Source organism: Enterobacter sp. MGH 33 (genome assembly GCF_000534535.1).
GTDB classification, from domain to species: Bacteria; Pseudomonadota; Gammaproteobacteria; order Enterobacterales; family Enterobacteriaceae; genus Enterobacter; species Enterobacter hormaechei_C.
The window spans coordinates 3,999,020-4,020,084 of record NZ_KI973212.1 but is presented as its reverse complement, the minus strand read 5'-3'; the positions used below and the strand labels follow the sequence as shown (position 1 = coordinate 4,020,084).

The following is a 21,065-nucleotide window of genomic DNA, read 5'->3' as shown; positions in this document are numbered from 1 at the left end:
GATCAAGCGCAATTTGTGTGATTTTTTAAATGACAAGCGCTTGATTTGCGTCAAAAACATTTACCCAAAAGGGGCTATTTTCTCACTCCTTATGTTTGTCATGGCCTGGAGTGGAGACGGAGAATGAAAGTTTGTGGCGCTCGTCGTGTTCGGGTATACTACTTTCCCGTCCTGGTTATTCCATCGTTTCACCCTAACTTCTCAGGTTCAGCATGACAACGAACTATATTTTTGTGACCGGCGGGGTCGTATCCTCTCTGGGTAAAGGCATTGCCGCAGCCTCCCTCGCAGCCATTCTTGAAGCCCGTGGCCTCAATGTGACCATGATGAAACTGGATCCGTACATCAACGTCGATCCTGGCACCATGAGCCCAACCCAACACGGGGAAGTGTTCGTTACTGAAGACGGCGCTGAAACCGATCTGGATCTTGGCCACTACGAGCGTTTCATCCGTACCAAAATGACCCGTCGTAACAACTTTACGACTGGCCGTATCTACTCTGACGTTCTGCGTAAAGAGCGCCGTGGTGACTACCTGGGCGCGACCGTGCAGGTCATCCCACACATCACTAACGCCATCAAAGAACGTGTCCTTGCCGGTGGCGAAGGGCATGACGTTGTGCTGGTTGAAATCGGCGGTACCGTAGGGGATATCGAATCCCTGCCGTTCCTCGAAGCGATTCGTCAGCTGGCGGTAGATATTGGTCGTGAGCACGCGCTGTTCATGCACCTGACGCTGGTGCCTTACATGGCGGCAGCAGGTGAAGTGAAAACCAAACCGACTCAGCACTCTGTTAAAGAGCTGCTCTCCATCGGTATTCAGCCTGACATCCTGGTTTGCCGTTCCGATCGCGCGATTCCGGCGAACGAACGCGCGAAAATTGCATTGTTCTGTAACGTGCCTGAAAAAGCCGTTATTTCAATGAAAGATGTCGATTCCATTTATAAAATCCCGGGCCTGTTGAAATCACAGGGTCTGGACGATTATATTTGTAAACGATTCAGCTTGAACTGTCCGGAAGCTAACCTGTCTGAATGGGAGCAGGTGATTTACGAAGAAGCCAATCCGGGCGGCGAAGTGACTATCGGTATGGTCGGCAAGTACATCGAACTGCCGGATGCCTATAAGTCAGTTATCGAAGCGCTGAAACACGGTGGTCTGAAGAATCGCGTCTCTGTGAACATCAAGCTGATTGATTCGCAGGATGTGGAGACACGCGGCGTCGAAATTCTTAAAGATCTGGATGCTATCCTCATCCCTGGCGGCTTCGGCTACCGTGGTGTTGAAGGCAAGATCGCCACTGCACGCTATGCGCGTGAAAACAATATTCCATACCTCGGTATCTGCCTGGGTATGCAGGTTGCGCTGATTGAATTTGCGCGCAACGTAGCGGGAATGGAAAACGCGAACTCTACGGAATTTGTGCCAGACTGTAAGTACCCTGTTGTGGCGCTGATTACGGAATGGCGCGACGAAGACGGTAACGTCGAAGTCCGTACCGAGAAGAGCGATCTGGGTGGCACCATGCGTCTTGGCGCACAGGCCTGCCAGCTGTCCGACGATAGCGTGGTACGCAAGCTGTACGGCGAGCCAGTCATCACCGAGCGCCATCGTCACCGCTATGAAGTCAACAACATGTTGTTGAAACAAATTGAAGCTGCGGGTCTGCGTGTTGCGGGCCGTTCCGGGGATGATCAGTTAGTCGAGATCATCGAAGTGCCTAACCATCCGTGGTTCGTGGCCTGCCAATTCCACCCGGAATTTACTTCAACGCCGCGTGACGGGCATCCGCTGTTTGCAGGCTTCGTGAAAGCCGCCAGCGAGTACCAGAAGCGTCAGGCGAAGTAAAAAAAGTTAGAACGGCAACGCGTACCCTTGGTACGCGTTGTTTGTCTGGAGTTTTAGTTTAACTTGTACTGAGGAAAATCTAATGTCCAAAATCGTTAAAGTCATCGGTCGTGAAATCATCGACTCCCGTGGTAACCCGACCGTTGAAGCTGAAGTTCATCTGGAAGGTGGTTTCGTCGGTATGGCAGCGGCTCCATCAGGTGCTTCTACAGGTTCCCGCGAAGCGCTGGAACTGCGTGATGGCGACAAATCCCGTTTCATGGGCAAAGGCGTACTGAAAGCGGTTGGCGCTGTTAACGGTCCTATTGCTCAGGCTATCGTTGGCAAAGATGCTAAAGATCAGGCTGGCATCGACAAGATCATGATCGATCTGGACGGTACTGAAAACAAATCTAACTTCGGTGCGAACGCAATCCTGGCCGTTTCCCTGGCGAACGCCAAAGCGGCAGCGGCAGCTAAAGGCATGCCACTGTTCGAGCACATCGCTGAACTGAACGGCACCCCAGGTAAATACTCCATGCCTGTACCAATGATGAACATCATCAACGGTGGTGAGCACGCAGACAACAACGTTGATATTCAGGAATTCATGATTCAGCCAGTTGGCGCGAAAACCCTGAAAGAAGCGGTACGTATGGGTTCTGAAGTGTTCCACAACCTGGCTAAAGTTCTGAAAGCTAAAGGTATGAACACGGCTGTTGGTGACGAAGGCGGCTACGCGCCAAACCTGGGTTCTAACGCAGAAGCACTGGCTGTTATCGCTGAAGCGGTTAAAGCAGCAGGCTACGAGCTGGGCAAAGACATCACCCTGGCGATGGACTGTGCAGCATCTGAATTCTACAAAGACGGTAAATACGTTCTGGCTGGCGAAGGCAACAAAGCGTTCACCTCTGAAGAGTTCACCCACTTCCTGGAAGACCTGACCAAACAGTACCCAATCGTGTCTATCGAAGACGGTCTGGACGAGTCTGACTGGGATGGTTTCGCATACCAGACCAAAGTACTGGGCGACAAAATCCAGCTGGTTGGTGACGATCTGTTCGTAACCAACACCAAGATCCTGAAAGAAGGCATCGAGAAAGGCATCGTTAACTCCATCCTGATCAAATTCAACCAGATCGGTTCTCTGACCGAAACGCTGGCTGCGATCAAAATGGCGAAAGACGCTGGCTACACCGCGGTTATCTCTCACCGTTCTGGCGAAACTGAAGACGCTACCATCGCTGACCTGGCTGTTGGTACCGCTGCTGGCCAGATCAAAACCGGTTCTATGAGCCGTTCTGACCGTGTTGCTAAATACAACCAGCTGATTCGTATCGAAGAAGCGCTGGGCGAAAAAGCACCTTACAACGGTCGTAAAGAGATCAAAGGCCAGGCATAAGCCTGAACCTTCGTTCTTATGAAAAAACCCGCTTCGGCGGGTTTTTTGTTTTCTATAGCAGAAGCGGCAACGTGGCGCTTGCCGTTTGCTGGCTAACGTCACCGTAATGGCTGTCTACTGCAATAAGGGAAGTGGTTAGCAGTTCAACCAGTAGCATCACGCCAACCTTGGCGTTGAGCGCACCCGCGCTCAGCGGTCCCTCGGGTTTGGCTGCAACCAGCTGTAAATCGCTCAGGGAGGCCAGCGGGCTGCGAGGCGTATTGCTGAGTGCCAGTACCTTAACGCCCCTCTTGCGGGCGAGTTTCACCACGTGAAGCAGATCCCGTGTAGAGCCGGAACTTGAGATGGCCACCACCAGCGTCTCTTTCGAGAGCGTCGTCGCATTCATGGCGGCGCGATGCATATCGCTAAACAGCTGTGCAGGTTTGCCGAGTCGCAGCAGCTTGTAATGCAAATACTCCCCCAGAATCGCGCTGGCCGCCACTCCGTAAATTTGCACTGACTGCGCCTGATGCAGGGCCAGTGTCGCCTGTTCAAGCTGGGCCCGGTCGAGGAGTTTTGCGGTATCTTGCAGCGCCTGGACAGACTCATCCACCACGTTATCTATTGCATCTCCTGCCTGACGCTCCGGCAAACCCTGCTGAATATCCAGCGCAAGCGCCATTTTAAATTCGTTATATCTCTTACAGCCCAGCGTGCGGCAAAGGCGTGTGACGCTGGCCTCGCTGGTGCCGCTTTCACGCGCCAGCTCGGTGATCGTCAGGTAGAGCACCCTGGCAGGATCGTTGAGGACAAACTCCCCCAGTTTTTGTTGCGTTGGGCTGTACCCGGAAGCCTCCTGGCGTAGCTTCAGCAGCAGGTTTTCATGGTCCGACATGCTAGATCCTTAATGCGTTTCTCTGCCAACTAGTGTGGCGGAAAGCGGGGGAGAGATGCCAGTCATTTCGAAAAAGTATGATCGGCGTCCTGGTTTTTGGTGGTAATTTTCACAATTAAAAATATATGTGGTAAAAATTTTCATCAATAACCAGGGGGATAAAAAAATGATGCAAATGTTCAGCGGAGCGTCTTCCGGCGGATGGTTTGAAAAAGCGCAGCGCTTTGGCAAATCCTTTATGTTACCCATCGCCATACTGCCCGCAGCAGGTCTGTTGCTGGGGATTGGCGGGGCGCTATCGAATCCGAATACGCTTACCGCGTATCCATTTTTAGACGTTGGCTGGCTACAGGCCATCTTTACCATCATGAGCAGCGCAGGCTCGATTGTGTTTGCAAACCTGTCGGTACTGTTTGCTGTTGGGGTCGCCGTTGGGCTGGCGAAAAATGATAAAGGCACGGCAGGGCTGGCGGCGTTGCTCGCTTATCTGGTGATGAATGCCACTATCAATGCGCTGCTGATCCTGACCGGAAAACTGGCGCATGACAACCCGGGCGCCGTAGGGCAGGGCATGACGCTGGGTATTCAGACGCTTGAAACGGGCGTATTTGGTGGGGTAGTTATTGGGCTGGTGACCTGCGCACTGCATCATCGATTTAATAAAATCGCGCTTCCGCAATTCCTGGGCTTTTTTGGCGGCTCACGCTTCGTTCCCATTATCAGCTCACTGGCAGCGATACTCGTCGGCGCGCTGATGACCGTGGTCTGGCCGCATTTCCAGAAGCTGATCTTTGGCCTCGGCGGGCTGGTGGATGCCACCGGCTATCTGGGGACGTTGCTGTACGGCTTCATCCTGCGCATGCTTGGCCCGTTTGGTCTGCACCACATTTTCTATCTTCCGTTCTGGACCACCGCGCTTGGCGGCAGTGAAATTGTTAACGGTCACCTGGTTGAGGGCACGCAGCGGATCTTCTTCGCCCAGCTCGCCGACCCGAACACGCAGCATTTCTATGAGGGCACGTCGCGCTTCATGTCCGGGCGCTTTATTACCATGATGTTTGGTCTGCTCGGCGCCTGCCTTGCGATGTACCACACGGCCAGGCCGGAGAACAAAAAGCGGGTTGCCGGGCTGCTGCTCTCTGCGGCATTAACCTCATTCCTGACGGGAATTACCGAGCCCATAGAGTTCTCATTCCTGTTTATTGCCCCGGTGCTGTACGTCATTCATGCGCTGTTCGACGGGCTGGCGTTCATGCTCGCGCACATGCTGCACATCACCATCGGACAAACATTCTCCGGCGGGTTTATTGATTTCGTGCTGTTCGGCATTTTGCAGGGTGAAGCGAAAACTAACTGGATGTTCGTCCCGCTGGTGGGCGTACCGTGGTTCTTCCTTTACTACTGTACCTTCCGTTATCTGATCAAACGTTTTGATTTTGCCACGCCGGGCCGTGAAAAGGAGGCGTTGGCGGACGAGGCTACCCTGCCGCAAAGCGAGCGCGCCGCGGCGGTGATCGCCGGGCTGGGAGGAAAAGACAATCTGGATGACGTTGACTGCTGCGCCACGCGCCTTCGCGTCACGGTGAAAGACGGTAGCAAAGTCAATGAATCTGCACTGAAAGCGACCGGCGCCCGCGGCGTAATCGTCCGCGGCAACGGTGTCCAGGTCATCTATGGACCGCACGTCACCATTATCAAAAACGAAGTAGAAGAGATCTTATCGTAATGAAAACTGTACTGGATAACCTGAAAGGAAAACTGGTCGTCTCCTGCCAGGCGCTGGAAAACGAACCGCTGCACAGCCCGTTTATTATGTCGCGAATGGCGCTGGCGGCGGCCCAGGGCGGTGCCGCTGCGATCCGCGCCAATAGCGTGGTGGATATTGAGGCTATCAAAGGGCTGGTCTCACTGCCGGTAATCGGCATCATCAAACGAGACTATCCGGACAGCGAGGTGTTCATCACCGCAACGCTCAAAGAAGTGGATGAGTTGATGGCGGTCGGCCCGGAGATCGTTGCGCTGGATGCGACCGCCCGGAAACGGCCCGGTGGCGGATCGCTGGACATGCTGATCGCGCAGATCCGCACCCGTTACCCTTCGCTGCTGCTGATGGCGGATATTGCCACCGTGCAGGAGGCCGTGGCCGCGCAGGCGCTGGGGTTTGATTGCGTCGGAACCACCCTTTACGGTTATACGGCGGAGACTGCGGGCCATTCGCTACCGGAAAATGACTGCGCGTTTTTGAAAGAGGTGCTGTCTGCCGTCACGATCCCCGTGATTGCTGAAGGTAACGTGGATACGCCTGAACGCGCGGCCAGGTGTCTGGCGCTGGGGGGGCACACGGTTGTCGTCGGCGGGGCGATCACCCGACCACAGCAAATTACGGAACGGTTTATGGCGGCAATTGGCGCGCAAAGCACCGATGGAGCATGATCATCTGACGGGGATCTGCGATACTTATCGTTTATCCCCTTAACAGAGTTGACTATGCAGTACCCGATTAACGAGATGTTCCAGACCCTGCAAGGCGAGGGTTACTTTACCGGCGTTCCCGCTATCTTTATTCGTTTACAGGGATGCCCGGTTGGCTGCGCCTGGTGTGATACCAAACATACGTGGGATAAGCTCGCAGATCGGGAAGTGTCGCTGTTCAGCATTCTGGCGAAAACCAAAGAGAGCGATAAATGGGGCGCGGGCAGCGCGGAAGATCTGCTTGCCATTATTGGTCGTCAGGGCTGGACGGCGCGGCATGTGGTGATCACCGGCGGGGAACCCTGCATTCACGATCTGATGCCGCTCACCGAACTGCTCGAGAAGAACGGCTATAGCTGTCAGATCGAAACCAGCGGCACCCATGAAGTGCGCTGCTCCCATTCAACGTGGGTCACGGTTTCACCAAAAGTGAATATGCGCGGCGGGTATGACGTACTGTCGCAGGCGCTTGAGCGTGCTGATGAGATCAAACATCCGGTGGGGCGCGTGCGTGACATCGAAGCGCTGGATGAACTGCTGGCGACGCTGACGGACGAAAAGCAGCGCGTGATCGCGCTACAGCCTATCAGCCAGAAAGACGATGCGACCCGTCTGTGCATTGAAACCTGTATCGCCCGCAACTGGCGGCTGTCGATGCAGACGCACAAATATCTGAACATTGCCTGATACTTTTGTGGCCCCGCTTAACGCGGGGCTTTTGTTGTTGGCAGTAAAGCCCAGGTCACGACTGCCGACCCAAGGCAAATCGCACTGTTGAAAAGCAAGGCATACTGCGCGGCACTGGCCGTTCCCATCGGCAGCCATAGCGCGTACAGCGATGCGGTGACCGCGATCCCCATGGCTCCGCCCAGGGAGCTGCCCATCTTATAGATCCCTGAAGCCACCCCCACTTTGTTTTCAGGGGCATTCATTACCGCCGTGTCCGTTGAGGGCGTGGCGTAACATCCGAGCCCCAGCCCGAATAAAATATTGCTCAGAAAAACGGTAACAATGTAGACCTCTTTGCTTAAGAAGGTGCATGAAATCAGCGAAATACCTGTAGCGGTCAGCAGAGGGCCGGTCATCATCGGCAGCCTGGCGCCATAGCGCTGAAGCAGTTTTTCACCCACCCGGATCATCGCCAGTACGGTAACCAGATACCCCAGCGTCATCATGCCGGTCTGTAGCGGTGACAGATGATGGCCTTGCTGCAACCAGATGCTGGCAATCATCATGGTGCCAATGCAGCCGTTGAGCAGGAAATTTGAGAATACCGAGGCGCTATAGGCCCGGTTTTTAAACAGGGCGAAATCGATCAGCGCCGCATCGCCTTTCCGCCGCCCGGTAACGACAAAACACATCAGTGCAATCACGGCTCCACACAGTACAAGAAGCGATAAACTGCTGCTCCAGCCCCAGCTGTGTCCTTTGCTGATAAACAGATTGAACAGCACCAGCATAAGGACAAAACTCACCAGGCCGCTGATATCCAGTTTGTGTCGACACGCATCAGGGCTGCGGCTTTCCGGCGTGGCGCGGATAAGCAATAGCGCGACCAGCGCTACCACCATCGAAAGAATAAAAATCCAGCGCCAGCCCAGCGTGGTGGCGATGGCACCTCCCACAAACGAGCTCAGGCCACTCCCGCCCCATGAACCGATAACCCAGAAACTGATTGCGCGCTGGCGTGCTTTACCTTCATACCAGGTTTTAATCAGCGCCAGCGTGGCGGGCATAATGCAGGCCGCTGATAGCCCCTGTATCGCTCGTCCCAACAGAAACAGGACGGGCTCCCATGAAATGAACAGCAGACCACTCCCGATCATGCTCAGGATCAGGCCAATCATGGTCAGGCGCATGCGCCCAAACTTATCGGCAAACCCACCGCAGGCGACGACAAAACAGCCGCTGAACAACGCGCTCAGGCTGACGGCCAGCGTAAGGGTTTCGAGGGCAATATCGAGGCTATTCTGCATGGCCGGAACCACGTTGATAACCGACTGGGCAAACAGCCAGAATGTCAGAACGCTCATGACGATACCCGCCAGCAGCCGATCGTTACCGGCGTAGGCGGATGCGCCTGTCAGGGAAACGGTACTCATAGTGCAGCCCTCCCGGGAAGGTGCGAATCAGCGCAGATAGTGTTCGGTCAGTGCGACCCACAGCGCCGCGCCGGTGAGGAGAATGTTGTCGTTAAAGTCGTAGCCCGGGTTATGTACCATGCAGCGGTCAGGCTCATCCCCGGCGCCAAGCGTGAAATAGCAGCCATTGGGATTTTTCTCGAGCATGAAAGCAAAGTCCTCGCTGCCCATAAACGCATTGACCTCCGCGACGGCATCCTGACCGAACAGATCGGTGGCGACGCTGCGCACCATCTCGTTGGCTTGCGGATTGTTTTTCAGCACCGGGCTGCCGTTAATGTGTCGAATGGTGGCCGTCGCATTGAAACTTTCCGCCTGTGCAACGGCGATATCATGGATACGCTGTAGCACGGTTTGCCGCACGCGTTCATCCAGCGTGCGTACGGTAAGTTTCATCAATACTTTGTCGTTGATAATGTTAGGGGCGTGCCCGGCCTGAATGCTGCCTACGGTAACGACGGCTGGCTGGAAGGGGGTAATGTTGCGCGAAACAATCGACTGCAACGCGATAGTGATATGACAGGCAACCAGGGTGGCGTCAACGGTATGTTCTGGCACCGCGCCGTGCCCCCCCACGCCGTTAACCTCAATATGAAGGGTGTCGGAAGAGGCCATCATGGCGCCATCGCGCAGACCAATTTTTCCGAGGGGCTGTGACGGCATATTGTGCAGGCCAAAGATGTGGTCGCAGGGGAACAGGTCAAACAAACCGTCCTCTACCATAACGCGTCCGCCATACAGAAGTTCTTCCGCGGGCTGAAAAATAAGGTGCAGCGTGCCGTTAAAATTGCGGGTGCGTGCCAGGTACTCCGCTGCATACAGGAGCGTTGTGGTGTGGCCGTCATGACCGCAGCCGTGGAATTTACCCTCAACGGTACTGCTCCACGCCTTGCCGTTGTTTTCCTGCATTGGCAGCGCATCCATATCGGCGCGCAGGCCCAGGCGTTTATGCCCGTTACCCACCTTCAGTGTGCCGACCACACCGGTTTTCGCCAGGCCGCGATGAACCTCATATCCCCATTCCTGAAGCAGCGCTGCAACGCGATCGCTCGTGTTGTGCTCCTCAAAACCAATTTCAGGATGCTGATGAAAATAGTGACGTAATTCAGTGAACCGGGCTTCGTTGCCACGCAGAGCTTCGATAATTGGATGTGTCATTTTTGTTATCCTTTTTCTGCCAAACGATGATAATTTCGAGTCTATGACGATCGTCCCGCCTGAAAATGCATTTTTTTGTTGTAAAGCGACGGCTTTATTTTGATTGTTTTTCATACAATTCAGTTATGACAAAAAAGATCAGGTCATTTTTTGTCTTTGGTGAGGGGTAAGATGGCGCAACGGGGAGATGAATTTTGGATAGAGATTCAGGACATTCGCCACTGCGTGGAGGATGAAGGCGATACGCTAACGTTGCTCTGGGTGCTGGAAGGGCGGGCAGAGCTGAACACCGATGTGGGACGTGACATCCTGGAGGCCAATACCCTTGCTATCATCAACCGTCATCGGCGCTGGCAGTTCACGAGCGAAACGGCAAATGTCACCCTGCGCGTAACCCTTTCCGGGCGCTGGGTCGTCCAGCTCTGCAATGATTTTTTTGCCCATGATTATGCTGTACCGGCAGAAGCCGGAGGCGTCTGGCCCCAATGCGATGCGCTTCGCGATCTGCTGCGCCAGCTTCTTGTGGTCACCCTCATCAACGACCCGCACCGCTACCGGCTGGAGGCGTACCGCTGGCTGAGCGAGATATTGCTGTTGCTGACCAGCCGCTTTCAACAGCCCGCCCGTATGCTGTCCCGGGAACTTTCATCAGCGCACAGCAAACGCATCGCCCGGGTGATAGAGCGGATCAATGCCAGTTATTCCCGCCGTATTACGCTTGCGGAAATCGCCGCGAGTGAATATGTCTCTGAAGCCTGGCTCTCTCGTCTCTTTCGCAAGGAGGTGGGGATCAGTTTCATGCAGTACATCACCCACCTGCGGCTGGAAAAGGCGGCCGACGCTCTCCGGCTGACGAACCGACCGCTGCATCAGATTGCGCTTGAGCAGGGTTTCGCCAGCACGCGTATGATGAGCGATCGGTTCAGGCGTGTTCACAATATGTCTCCGGGTGAGTTTCGTAAGGCCCGGCGCCAGCACCCGGAGGCGGCACGTATTCGGACGGACAGGCGTGAGCAGCGCTATCCGGTCGCCGTGGACAAGCTGTTTAGCCTGCTCAATGAACCGGTGGCGCGCGGTTGGGGAGCCTCGCCGCTCATCGTTCATCCGCAGCAGGAGCAGAGCCTGGATCTTGAGCAGCTTAATCCTCTTTCTGCCTCGCTGCGCCGTATGCGGGTGGTCATTACCCTGCGTGAGCTCGACGATTTGCTGCGTGAGGACGTTCGACAAAATCTGGAGGCGATAAATGAGGCCATTCCCATTGAGGGGATTGATATCGCCGAACCTTTTCTCAGCAGTCGTCTGTTTGCCACCGGGTGGGATGACCCCCAGATGGCGGGCTACGCCTGCTGGTACAATCTGCATCAGCTCTTCACCTGGCTGGCAAAAAAGCAGTGGACGGTGCTACTGCACACCGGCGTAACGACCCGTCGCGATCTTCTGACCCGTTTTTTACAACAGTCGGTTAATCATTTTTCGCCAGAGATCACCGCGGGCTGGCACTTCGTCATGCACTGGTCAACACAGGCAAGTGAGGAGACCCGGGAGCAGGTCTGGCTGGCCCAGCAAAAGGCAATACGAACTTATCTTCCGCAGGCAAAGTTTGGTTTATGGCACCGATTTGCCCCCGTCAGCGCGGGCGTAAGCGACGATACCCTGTTCAGTTCAGCCATCCTGATGCAGGCCGATTTTCTTGCCTGTTCGGCCGATGCCAATGAGCTTCTCGATCCCGCGCAACTGGGGGCAACCCCTCTCTCCTCAACGGAAAATTATCCGATACTGAAGGTCCGCCAGATCCTCGCTGCCCTTCGCTTGCGTAAATGTTCGCTTCCCGTCTGGCTTCTCTCCTGGAATACCCTCACCGGCAACACGCGGGCGACAAACGGCTGGTTTTTTCGTGGGGCGTTGCTGATGCAGAACCTGCTCGGACTTTCGGAGCAGGTCTGGCTGGCGGGATTCTGGCTCAATTCGGGCCTTCAGGGAGAAGCCCGTGCAAACAACACCATCGATACCTCAAGCCTGGCGCTACAGTATAACCATGGTCTGCCGCGTCCGGTTTATTGGGTACTCTGGCTCTGGCAACGTCTGCGGGGCGAGGTGCTGGTCAATGATAAGCGTGTCCTGCTTACGCGCCATCTCAATGGTTATCAGCTGTTGCTGCGTAATGTGGTGGTTTTTAATCCGCTGCTTTCCAGTGAAGAAGCATTCATCCAGCGTTTTCGCCAGCAGTATCATTTACACCTGAAGGGAATGTGCGGTAAATGGCGAATTAAATGTCATCTGTTTGATCAGCACAACGGCGCGCTCTATCCGTTACTTGAAGGGGTTGGCAGCGAAAGCGGCCCTGATGAAGAGATGTGGCGCTGGATAGCGCATAAAGCGCGTCCAACGCTTTCCGTACGCGATGAACGCCTTTATGACGGCTGGCAACTGAGTGAATCACTGGAGAGTAATGCGCTGGTGCTCTACGAGTTTACGCCGCTCGTGCCTCGTGAGGCCGCAACGGAGGAGATTCACTCCCCGCGGTAGACGCAGCCTGCCGTGCAGGTCTCTTTGATCATCACTGCGCTCAGCAGCGGGACCAGCGGTTTCATCTGATCCCAAATCCATTTCGCCAGCACTTCGCTGGTCGGGTTTTCAAGGCCCGGAATATCATTCAGATAGTAGTGATCGAGACGATCGTAGGTCGGCTTAAACGCAGCCTTCAGTTCGGCAAAGTCCATGATCCAGCCCGTATGGGGATCGACTTCACCGGTGATTTCAAGACGCACCATAAACGAGTGTCCATGCAGGCGGCCACATTTGTGCCCGGCAGGAACGTGTGGAAGGTGGTGTGCGGCTTCGAAGGTGAAATCTTTAAACAGTGTGGTGGACATCATAGCTCTCAGGAATGCGGAAAAAACCGCCGCATAGTACCGGAAAGCACAATTTTTATCATTAACTAAAACGGCTCTGAATGGTCACCGCCTCGTATTCATGGTGTTTATCGGCCTTTATTGTTTTATTTCAAATAGTTATTTAATCGCTTTTATCGTTAAGAACGATAACTAAAACAGGTTAGTCCATTTGGTTATTTATTATTTCCATCCCTTCTTTAATTGTTATTATCCCCGCCGTTAACCTTATCTTCAGTTTGGATTTATTCGCTTAAAGTCCGCTTTGCTACTGGAACATAACGACGCATGACAACACAGGCCCCACCTTCAAATTTGCTTCCCCTTAACCCGGAGCAACTGGCGCGCCTACAGGCCGCGACTTCCGATTTTTCACCCACCCAGCTCGCCTGGGTCTCCGGCTATTTCTGGGGAATGCTCAATCAGCAGCCGGGTGCTGTGGCTGGCGTCCCGCCAACGGCCGTTGAAATTCCTGCCATCACGCTTATCTCCGCTTCGCAAACGGGTAATGCCCGTCGTGTGGCCGAAGCGCTGCGTGATGACCTGCTCGCCGCGAAGCTGAACGTCAACCTGGTCAACGCCGGGGATTATAAATTCAAACAGATCGCGTCAGAAAAACTGCTGGTGGTGGTGGCCTCAACGCAGGGGGAAGGTGAGCCTGCGGAAGAAGCCGTCGCGCTGCATAAGTTCCTGTTCTCGAAAAAAGCGCCCAGGCTGGAGGGCACCGCCTTTGCCGTCTTCGGCCTCGGTGATACGTCCTATGAATTTTTCTGCCAGTCCGGTAAAGACTTCGACAGCAAGCTGGCGGAGCTGGGTGCAGAGCGCCTGCTGGATCGCGTAGACGCTGATGTCGAATACCAGGCCGCCGCCGCCGAATGGCGGACGCGCATCGTTGAGGTGCTAAAGGCCCGCGTCCCGAAAGAGACGCCAGCGCAAGCCGCCGTTACCGCAGCGGGCACCGTCAACGAAATCCACACCAGCCCTTACACGAAAGAGGCGCCGCTGACGGCGAGCCTGTCGGTAAACCAGAAAATCACGGGCCGTGATTCGGAAAAAGACGTGCGCCATATCGAAATCGATCTCGGTGACTCCGGCCTGCGTTATCAGCCTGGCGATGCGCTGGGCGTCTGGTATCAGAACGATCCGGCGCTGGTGAAAGAGCTGGTCGAGCTGCTGTGGCTGAAAGGCACGGAGCCGGTCCAGGTGGAAGGTAAAACCTTACCGCTCTCTGAGGCGCTTCAGTGGCATTTCGAGCTGACGGTGAACACCGCCAACATCGTTGAAAACTTCGCCACCTTAACGCGCAGCGAGTCCCTTCTGCCGCTGGTGGGGGACAAGACGAAGTTACAGCATTACGCCGCGACGACGCCGATTGTCGACATGGTGCGTTTCTCCCCGGCACAGCTGGATGCCGACGCGCTGATCGGCCTGCTGCGTCCGCTGACGCCGCGTCTTTACTCCATCGCCTCTTCACAGGCGGAAGTGGAAAACGAAGTCCACATCACCGTTGGCGTGGTGCGTTACGACATCGAAGGCCGCGCGCGGGCGGGCGGGGCGTCGGGCTTCCTGGCCGACCGCGTGGAAGAAGAGGGCGAGGTGCGCGTCTTTATCGAACACAACGACAACTTCCGCCTGCCGGCGAACCCGGAAACGCCGGTGATCATGATTGGCCCGGGCACCGGCATCGCACCGTTCCGCGCCTTTATGCAGCAGCGTGCAGCGGACGAGGCGCCGGGTAAAAACTGGCTGTTCTTCGGCAACCCGCATTTTACTGAAGATTTCCTCTACCAGGTTGAATGGCAGCGCTACGTCAAAGAGGGAGTGCTGACCCGCATCGATCTGGCCTGGTCCCGCGATCAGAAAGAAAAAGTATACGTACAAGACAAACTGCGCGAACAGGGCGCAGAGCTGTGGCGCTGGATCAATGACGGCGCCCACATTTATGTCTGCGGCGACGCCAATCGCATGGCGAAAGACGTTGAGCAGGCACTGCTGGAAGTGATTGCCGAATTCGGCGGTATGGATGCCGAAACGGCGGATGAATTTTTAAGTGAGCTGCGCGTAGAGCGCCGTTATCAGCGAGATGTCTACTAATGAGCGAAAAACATCCTGGCCCACTGGTGGTCGAAGGCAAACTGTCTGATGCCGAGCGCATGAAGGTAGAGAGCAACTACCTGCGCGGTACCATTGCCGAAGATTTAAATGACGGCCTGACCGGCGGTTTCAAAGGCGACAACTTCCTGCTGATCCGTTTCCACGGTATGTACCAGCAGGACGACCGCGATATCCGCGCCGAACGTGCCGAACAGAAGCTGGAGCCGCGTCATGCGATGCTGCTGCGCTGCCGCCTGCCGGGTGGCATCATCACCACCAAACAGTGGCAGGCGATCGACAAGTTTGCCGGTGAAAACACGATTTACGGCAGCATCCGTCTGACTAACCGTCAGACCTTCCAGTTCCACGGCATTCTGAAGAAGAACGTCAAGCCGGTGCACCAGATGCTGCACTCCGTGGGGCTGGACGCGCTGGCGACCGCCAACGACATGAACCGTAACGTGCTTTGCACCTCGAACCCGTATGAGTCCGAGCTGCACGCCGAAGCGTACGAGTGGGCGAAGAAGATCTCCGAGCACCTGCTGCCACGCACGCGTGCCTATGCGGAGATCTGGCTCGATCAGGAGAAAGTCGCGACCACGGACGAAGAGCCGATCCTCGGTCAGACTTACCTGCCGCGCAAATTCAAGACCACGGTGGTTATCCCGCCGCAGAACGATATCGACCTGCACGCCAACGACATGAACTTCGTGGCGATTGCCGAAAATGGCAAGCTGGTCGGCTTTAACCTGCTGGTGGGCGGCGGTTTGTCCATCGAGCATGGGAACAAGAAAACCTACGCCCGCACCGCGAGCGAGTTCGGCTTCCTGCCGCTGGAGCACACGCTGGCCGTGGCTGAGGCGGTGGTTACTACCCAGCGCGACTGGGGCAACCGTACCGACCGTAAAAACGCGAAAACCAAATACACCCTGGAGCGCGTGGGCGTCGAGACGTTCAAAGAAGAAGTGGAGCGTCGCGCGGGGATCAAGTTTGAGCCGATCCGCCCTTACGAATTCACCGGTCGCGGCGATCGCATTGGCTGGGTGAAAGGTATCGATAATAAATGGCACCTGACGCTGTTTATTGAAAACGGTCGTATTCTGGATTATCCGGGCCGCCCGCTGAAAACCGGTCTGCTGGAAATTGCTAAGATCCATAAAGGCGAGTTCCGCATTACCGCCAACCAGAACCTGATTATTGCCGGCGTGCCGGAAAGCCAGAAGGCGAAGATCGAGAAGCTGGCGCGCGATCATGGGTTGATGAATGCGGTTAAACCGCAGCGTGAAAACTCGATGGCCTGCGTGTCGTTCCCGACCTGCCCGCTGGCGATGGCCGAAGCCGAGCGTTTCCTGCCGTCCTTCACTGATAAAGTGGAAGCGATTCTGGAAAAGCACGGTATTCCGGACGAGCATATTGTTATGCGCGTCACCGGCTGCCCGAACGGCTGCGGTCGCGCGATGCTGGCCGAGCTGGGTCTGGTGGGCAAAGCGCCGGGTCGTTACAACGTGCACCTTGGCGGCAACCGTATGGGGACGCGCATTCCGCGTATGTACCGTGAAAATATTACGGAACCGGAAATTCTTGATTCCATCGACGAGCTTGTCGGGCGCTGGGCGAAAGAGCGCGAAGCGGGTGAAGGCTTCGGCGACTTTACGGTGCGTGCGGGCATCATTCGCCCGGTGCTCGATCCCGCAAGGGATTTCTGGGAGTAACGCATCCTTTGCCCGGTGGCGCTTCGCTTACCGGGCCTACGGGTTTTGTAGGCCGGGCAAACGCAGTGCCGCCCGGCAAAACAGGCAAACGAGGTTCTTATGTCCGTACTCGATCTAAACGCCCTTAATGACCTGCCAAAAGTCGAACGCATTCTGGCCCTGGCAGAAACCAACGCCCAGCTGGAAAAACTCGACGCCGAAGGGCGCGTGGCGTGGGCGCTGGAAAACCTGCCGGGTGACTATGTGCTGTCGTCAAGCTTTGGCATCCAGGCGGCGGTCAGCCTGCACCTGGTGAATCGGATCCGCCCGGACATTCCGGTGATCCTCACCGATACCGGCTATCTGTTCCCGGAGACCTACCAGTTTATTGACGAGCTGACGGACAAGCTCAAGCTGAACCTCAAAGTTTACCGCGCGACGGAAAGCGCGGCCTGGCAGGAGGCGCGCTACGGCAAGCTGTGGGAACAGGGCGTTGAGGGCATTGAGAAATACAATGAGATCAACAAGGTCGAGCCGATGAACCGGGCGCTGAAAGAGCTGAACGCTCAGACCTGGTTCGCGGGCCTGCGCCGCGAGCAGTCCGGGAGCCGGGCAACGCTGCCGGTGCTGGCGGTGCAGCGCGGCGTGTTCAAAGTGCTGCCGATTATCGACTGGGATAACCGCACGGTGTACCAGTATCTGCAAAAGCACGGGCTGAAGTACCATCCGCTGTGGGATCAAGGCTACCTGTCGGTAGGCGACACCCATACCACGCGTAAATGGGAACCGGGAATGGCGGAAGAAGAGACGCGATTCTTTGGGCTGAAGCGCGAGTGCGGGCTGCACGAAGGGTAATGTTTTTTCGCCCGGTGGCGCTGCGCTTACCGGGCCTACAACGGCACAAAACGTAGGCCCGGTAAGGCGTAGCCGCCACCGGGCTTAACGACATCAGGCTTTCCCCGCTTTCGCCAGCTCCTTCACCAGCGGCAGCATCACCTTCACGACATCCCGGCTGCGGTGCTCAATCCGCTGCGGCAGCGCTTTATCAATGTGCTGCTGATTATCCAGCCGCACATCATGCCAGCTGGTCCCGTCCGGAAAGGCTTTCGATTTGCTGCGCTGCTGATAGCCATCTTTTTTGCCCAGCGCCCAGTTCGTCGCCTCGACGTACAGCACCGGAATGCCCGCTTTATCAAACACTTCACCGTCATTACAGCAGCCTGTGCCTTTAGGATACTGCGGGTTACCGCCCGGATTTGTCGCGGCATAGACGCCATGCGTGCGGGCAAGCGCCAGCGCGCGGTCGCGGGTGAGTTTACGTACGCTGCTCGGTGTGTTCTGTCCGCTATTAAAATAGAGCTTATCCCCCACGATCAGATTATCGAGGTTAATCACCAGCAACGTATTTTTCTTCTCCTCAGCGCTCATGCGCTTAAGGAGATTCTCAGCGCCGAGTTTTCCTTCTTCTTCGCCGCTGGTCGCAACAAAGCGAATGCTGTATTTCGTCGGAATATTCTTCAGGCGTTCGGCCAGCTCAAGCATCACGCCCAGACCCGCCGCATTGTCATCCAGTCCCTGAAGCGTCAGCCCGCCGAGGTTATTATCGACATCGGCGTCGCTCAACGGCGTGTAGGTATCAAGGTGCGCCATAATAATAATCTGCTCAGCCGCCTTTCCTTCGTGCGCCGCAATGACCGTGCTGCCGGTTACGTTATGCCAGTTCTGCGTTTTATTGCGTGTGGTATAGATGTAGCGGCTGTGGAAAGCGCGAATGTCGCTCTCATAGCCCATATCCGCAAACTGCTGACGAATATAGTCTGCCGAGAGCATCTCGGCTGGGGTTCCGGTCATACGGCCCGGAAAGACCGTCGCAATATGCCGCGCCTGCATACTGGCTATTTCACCGTAAGATTGATTTTTTGCCTGAGCCGGAAGGATAAAGCAAACGCCGAGCGCCAGGGCAACGAATCGGTGGCGCATTGCGGAAAACATAGTGAGTCCTTAAAAACAGAGCAAAATTTTAACCCGCATAGTATGAAACTGTGATCGGGTAGACACAATTTGAATTGCTCCTAAATGCCCGAAATTTCGCGTGTTAAGCATTTTTTGATATTTGCTTTTCCACGGCGTTATTCCATTGAGTAACTACTCATTCCAATTCGTAATTTCATTCGATCTAAGCCGCCCCCTATAGTCCCTTTATTCGTGGTTGTTAGTGAGTTGTTGCCTGTGGACTATCTCCCCCTTTTTGCTGCCTTAAAAGACCGACCGGTACTGGTTGTCGGGACAGGTGAAATTGCCGATCGCAAAATCGCCTTCCTGCAACGCGCCGGGGCGCAGGTGCAGATCGTTGCAGAGGCGGGTTTTGAAGAGTCTCAGATCGACAGCGTGGTGCTGGTGATTGCGGCAACCGAAGATCGGGCGCTCAACCGCCGCATCTCCGACGCAGCTCAGGCCCGTCACCGTCTGGTGAACGTGGTAGACGACCAGCCGTTATGTTCATTTATCTTCCCGTCGATTGTCGACCGCTCGCCGCTGCTGGTAGCGATCTCCTCCGGCGGCACCGCCCCGGTGCTGGCGCGCGTGCTGAGAGAAAAAATCGAAGCGCTGCTGCCGACCAGCCTCGGACGCATGGCGGAGAAGGCCAGCTACTGGCGCAACCATTTGAAAACGCGTCTGACCAGCGTGACGGAACGCCGTCGCTTCTGGGAGCGTGTGTTTCGCGGCCGCTTTGCCAGCCTGATGCAGGCCGGTAACGAGACGGCAGCGCAACAAATTCTCGAAGACGAACTGGATAACCCCGGCAGTACGGGCGGGGAGATCATTCTGGTGGGCGCCGGGCCGGGCGATGCCGGGCTGCTCACGCTGCGTGGCCTCCAGGTTCTTCAGGATGCGGATGTCGTGTTCTATGACCACCTGGTCACCGACGGTATTCGCGAGCTGATCCGCCGTGACGCGGAGCAAATTTGCGTCGGCAAACGTGCCGGCGAGCACTCCGTGCCCCAGCACGACACCAACCAGATGCTGATTGCCGCCGCGAAAGCGGGCAAGACCGTGGTGCGCCTGAAAGGGGGCGACCCGTTTATCTTCGGTCGTGGTGGCGAGGAGTTGCAGGCGGCAGCTGAAGCGGGCGTCCCGTTCCAGGTGGTTCCCGGCATTACGGCGGCGTCTGCCGTCACGGCCTACGCCGGTATTCCGCTGACCCATCGCGATTACGCCCAGAGCGTGACCTTTGTGACCGGGCACTATAAAGCCGACAGCACGCCGTTTGACTGGTCGCATCTCGCCCAGAGCCGACAAACGCTGGCGATTTATATGGGCACGATGAAAGCGGCTGACATCAGCGAACAGCTTATTCAGCACGGTCGCGATGCGACGACGCCGGTAGCGGTGATCTCCCGCGGGACACGCGTCGATCAGCATGTCGCCATCGGCACCTTACAAGACCTTGCAACCCTGGCGAAAGACGCCCCAATGCCCGCCCTGATCGTGGTGGGAGAAGTGGTGCAGCTGCACAGCACGCTCGCCTGGTTCCAACATACAACCGACACAGAAGGCTTTGGCGCTTCTGTTATAAATTTGGCTTAAGGAACGGTTATGGACCAAAAACGACTTACTCACTTGCGGCAGCTCGAAGCGGAAAGTATCCACATTATCCGCGAAGTGGCCGCCGAGTTTTCTAACCCGGTGATGATGTACTCCATCGGTAAAGATTCCAGCGTCATGCTGCACCTGGCGCGTAAAGCGTTTTATCCGGGTACGCTGCCGTTCCCGCTGTTACACGTGGATACCGGCTGGAAATTCCGCGAGATGTACGAGTTTCGTGACCGTACCGCCAAAGCCTACGGCTGCGAGCTGCTGGTGCACAAAAACCCGGAAGGGGTGGCGATGGGCATCAACCCGTTCGTGCACGGCAGCGCCAAGCATACCGACATCATGAAAACCGAAGGGCTGAAGCAGGCGCTGAATAAATACGGTTTTGATGCGGCCTTCGGCGGCGCGCGACGTGACGAAGAGAAATCCCGCGCCAAAGAGCGTATCTACTCTTTCCGCGACCGCTTCCACCGCTGGGACCCGAAAAACCAGCGTCCGGAGCTGTGGCACAACTACAACGGCCAGATCAACAAGGGCGAAAGCATTCGCGTCTTCCCGCTCTCCAACTGGACCGAGCTGGATATCTGGCAGTACATCTATCTGGAAAATATTGAGATCGTTCCGCTGTATCTGGCGGCCGAGCGCCCGGTGCTGGAGCGCGACGGCATGCTGATGATGATCGACGACGATCGCATTGATTTACAGCCGGGCGAAGTGATCAAAAAACAGATGGTCCGTTTCCGTACTCTCGGCTGCTGGCCGCTGACCGGCGCGGTGGAATCCAGTGCGCAGACGCTGCCCGAGATCATCGAGGAGATGCTGGTGTCGACCACCAGTGAGCGACAGGGCCGCGTGATTGACCGCGACCAGGCAGGCTCCATGGAGCTGAAGAAACGTCAGGGTTATTTCTAAGGAG

The 21,065-nt window shown here is 56.0% G+C and carries 16 protein-coding genes; 11 read left to right on the top strand and 5 right to left on the bottom strand.

Annotated elements, in window-relative coordinates; translation table 11 throughout:
• Positions 1 to 212 precede the first annotated feature (212 nt).
• Both pyrG and eno read left to right on the top strand, forming a co-directional pair.
• Positions 213 to 1,850, top strand: coding sequence for a glutamine hydrolyzing CTP synthase (gene pyrG, locus L379_RS05335; RefSeq protein WP_003862718.1), 1,638 nt, complete (start codon positions 213 to 215; stop codon positions 1,848 to 1,850).
• 82 nt (positions 1,851 to 1,932) lie between these two features.
• A complete protein-coding gene (gene eno / locus L379_RS05340; RefSeq protein ID WP_006811784.1) occupies positions 1,933 to 3,231 on the top strand; it encodes a phosphopyruvate hydratase in 1,299 nt (432 codons plus the stop codon).
• 52 nt (positions 3,232 to 3,283) lie between these two features.
• Here eno and L379_RS05345 read toward each other — a convergent pair whose 3' ends face one another.
• Positions 3,284 to 4,108, bottom strand: a complete 825-nt coding sequence (locus L379_RS05345) for a MurR/RpiR family transcriptional regulator (RefSeq protein WP_032654828.1) — start codon at positions 4,106 to 4,108, stop codon at positions 3,284 to 3,286.
• Between the two features lie 166 nt (positions 4,109 to 4,274).
• On the opposite strand from L379_RS05345, the gene L379_RS05350 reads away from it, so the two are divergent.
• The 3 genes from L379_RS05350 to queE are packed head-to-tail and all read left to right on the top strand — an operon-like array spanning position 4,275 to position 7,267.
• Positions 4,275 to 5,834 carry a maltose/glucose-specific PTS transporter subunit IIC gene (locus L379_RS05350; RefSeq protein WP_023304337.1) on the top strand — a complete coding sequence of 520 codons (1,560 nt, stop codon included), beginning with the start codon at positions 4,275 to 4,277 and terminating at the stop codon, positions 5,832 to 5,834.
• Positions 5,834 to 6,541 (top strand): N-acetylmannosamine-6-phosphate 2-epimerase, encoded by a 708-nt coding sequence (locus tag L379_RS05355; protein ID WP_023304336.1) that lies wholly within the window; start codon positions 5,834 to 5,836, stop codon positions 6,539 to 6,541. The genes L379_RS05350 and L379_RS05355 overlap by 1 nt, the downstream gene beginning before the upstream one ends.
• Positions 6,542 to 6,595: 54 nt before the next feature.
• Positions 6,596 to 7,267: a 7-carboxy-7-deazaguanine synthase QueE gene (queE, locus tag L379_RS05360; protein WP_006811780.1), complete on the top strand. Its 672-nt coding sequence runs from the start codon at positions 6,596 to 6,598 to the stop codon at positions 7,265 to 7,267.
• A gap of 17 nt (positions 7,268 to 7,284) precedes the next feature.
• Here the strand turns inward: queE and L379_RS05365 are convergent, their stop codons facing one another.
• Positions 7,285 to 8,682, bottom strand: coding sequence for an MFS transporter (locus L379_RS05365; protein WP_032102901.1), 1,398 nt, complete (start codon positions 8,680 to 8,682; stop codon positions 7,285 to 7,287).
• Between the two features lie 27 nt (positions 8,683 to 8,709).
• Entirely contained in the window at positions 8,710 to 9,879 is a 1,170-nt protein-coding gene (locus L379_RS05370; protein ID WP_032654825.1) for a M20 aminoacylase family protein, read from the bottom strand.
• Positions 9,880 to 10,050: 171 nt separating this feature from the next.
• Between L379_RS05370 and L379_RS05375 the strand changes: the two genes are divergently transcribed.
• The gene (locus L379_RS05375) at positions 10,051 to 12,405 is read left to right on the top strand and encodes a helix-turn-helix domain-containing protein (protein WP_032654822.1); all 2,355 of its coding nucleotides are present in this window, start codon (positions 10,051 to 10,053) and stop codon (positions 12,403 to 12,405) included.
• Here L379_RS05375 and queD read toward each other — a convergent pair.
• The gene (gene queD, locus L379_RS05380) at positions 12,390 to 12,755 is read right to left on the bottom strand and encodes a 6-carboxytetrahydropterin synthase QueD (RefSeq protein ID WP_006811776.1); all 366 of its coding nucleotides are present in this window, start codon (positions 12,753 to 12,755) and stop codon (positions 12,390 to 12,392) included. The two genes, L379_RS05375 and queD, sit on opposite strands and share 16 nt — an antisense overlap.
• A gap of 303 nt (positions 12,756 to 13,058) precedes the next feature.
• On the opposite strand from queD, the gene cysJ reads away from it, so the two are divergent.
• From cysJ to cysH, 3 genes are all read left to right on the top strand, one after another.
• Complete coding sequence (gene cysJ / locus L379_RS05385; protein ID WP_032654820.1) at positions 13,059 to 14,864, top strand: NADPH-dependent assimilatory sulfite reductase flavoprotein subunit; 1,806 nt, start codon at positions 13,059 to 13,061, stop codon at positions 14,862 to 14,864.
• A complete protein-coding gene (gene cysI, locus L379_RS05390) occupies positions 14,864 to 16,576 on the top strand; it encodes an assimilatory sulfite reductase (NADPH) hemoprotein subunit (RefSeq protein ID WP_015571717.1) in 1,713 nt (570 codons plus the stop codon). The genes cysJ and cysI overlap by 1 nt, the downstream gene beginning before the upstream one ends.
• Positions 16,577 to 16,675: 99 nt before the next feature.
• Entirely contained in the window at positions 16,676 to 17,410 is a 735-nt protein-coding gene (gene cysH, locus L379_RS05395) for a phosphoadenosine phosphosulfate reductase (RefSeq protein WP_017382820.1), read from the top strand.
• 93 nt (positions 17,411 to 17,503) lie between these two features.
• Here cysH and L379_RS05400 read toward each other — a convergent pair whose 3' ends face one another.
• Positions 17,504 to 18,547, bottom strand: coding sequence for an aminopeptidase (locus L379_RS05400; RefSeq protein WP_032654817.1), 1,044 nt, complete (start codon positions 18,545 to 18,547; stop codon positions 17,504 to 17,506).
• Positions 18,548 to 18,784: 237 nt separating this feature from the next.
• Between L379_RS05400 and cysG the strand changes: the two genes are divergently transcribed.
• Positions 18,785 to 20,143, top strand: coding sequence for a siroheme synthase CysG (gene cysG, locus L379_RS05405; protein ID WP_032654814.1), 1,359 nt, complete (start codon positions 18,785 to 18,787; stop codon positions 20,141 to 20,143).
• Positions 20,144 to 20,152: 9 nt separating this feature from the next.
• Positions 20,153 to 21,061, top strand: coding sequence for a sulfate adenylyltransferase subunit CysD (gene cysD / locus L379_RS05410; protein WP_006811770.1), 909 nt, complete (start codon positions 20,153 to 20,155; stop codon positions 21,059 to 21,061).
• Positions 21,062 to 21,065 lie beyond the last annotated feature (4 nt).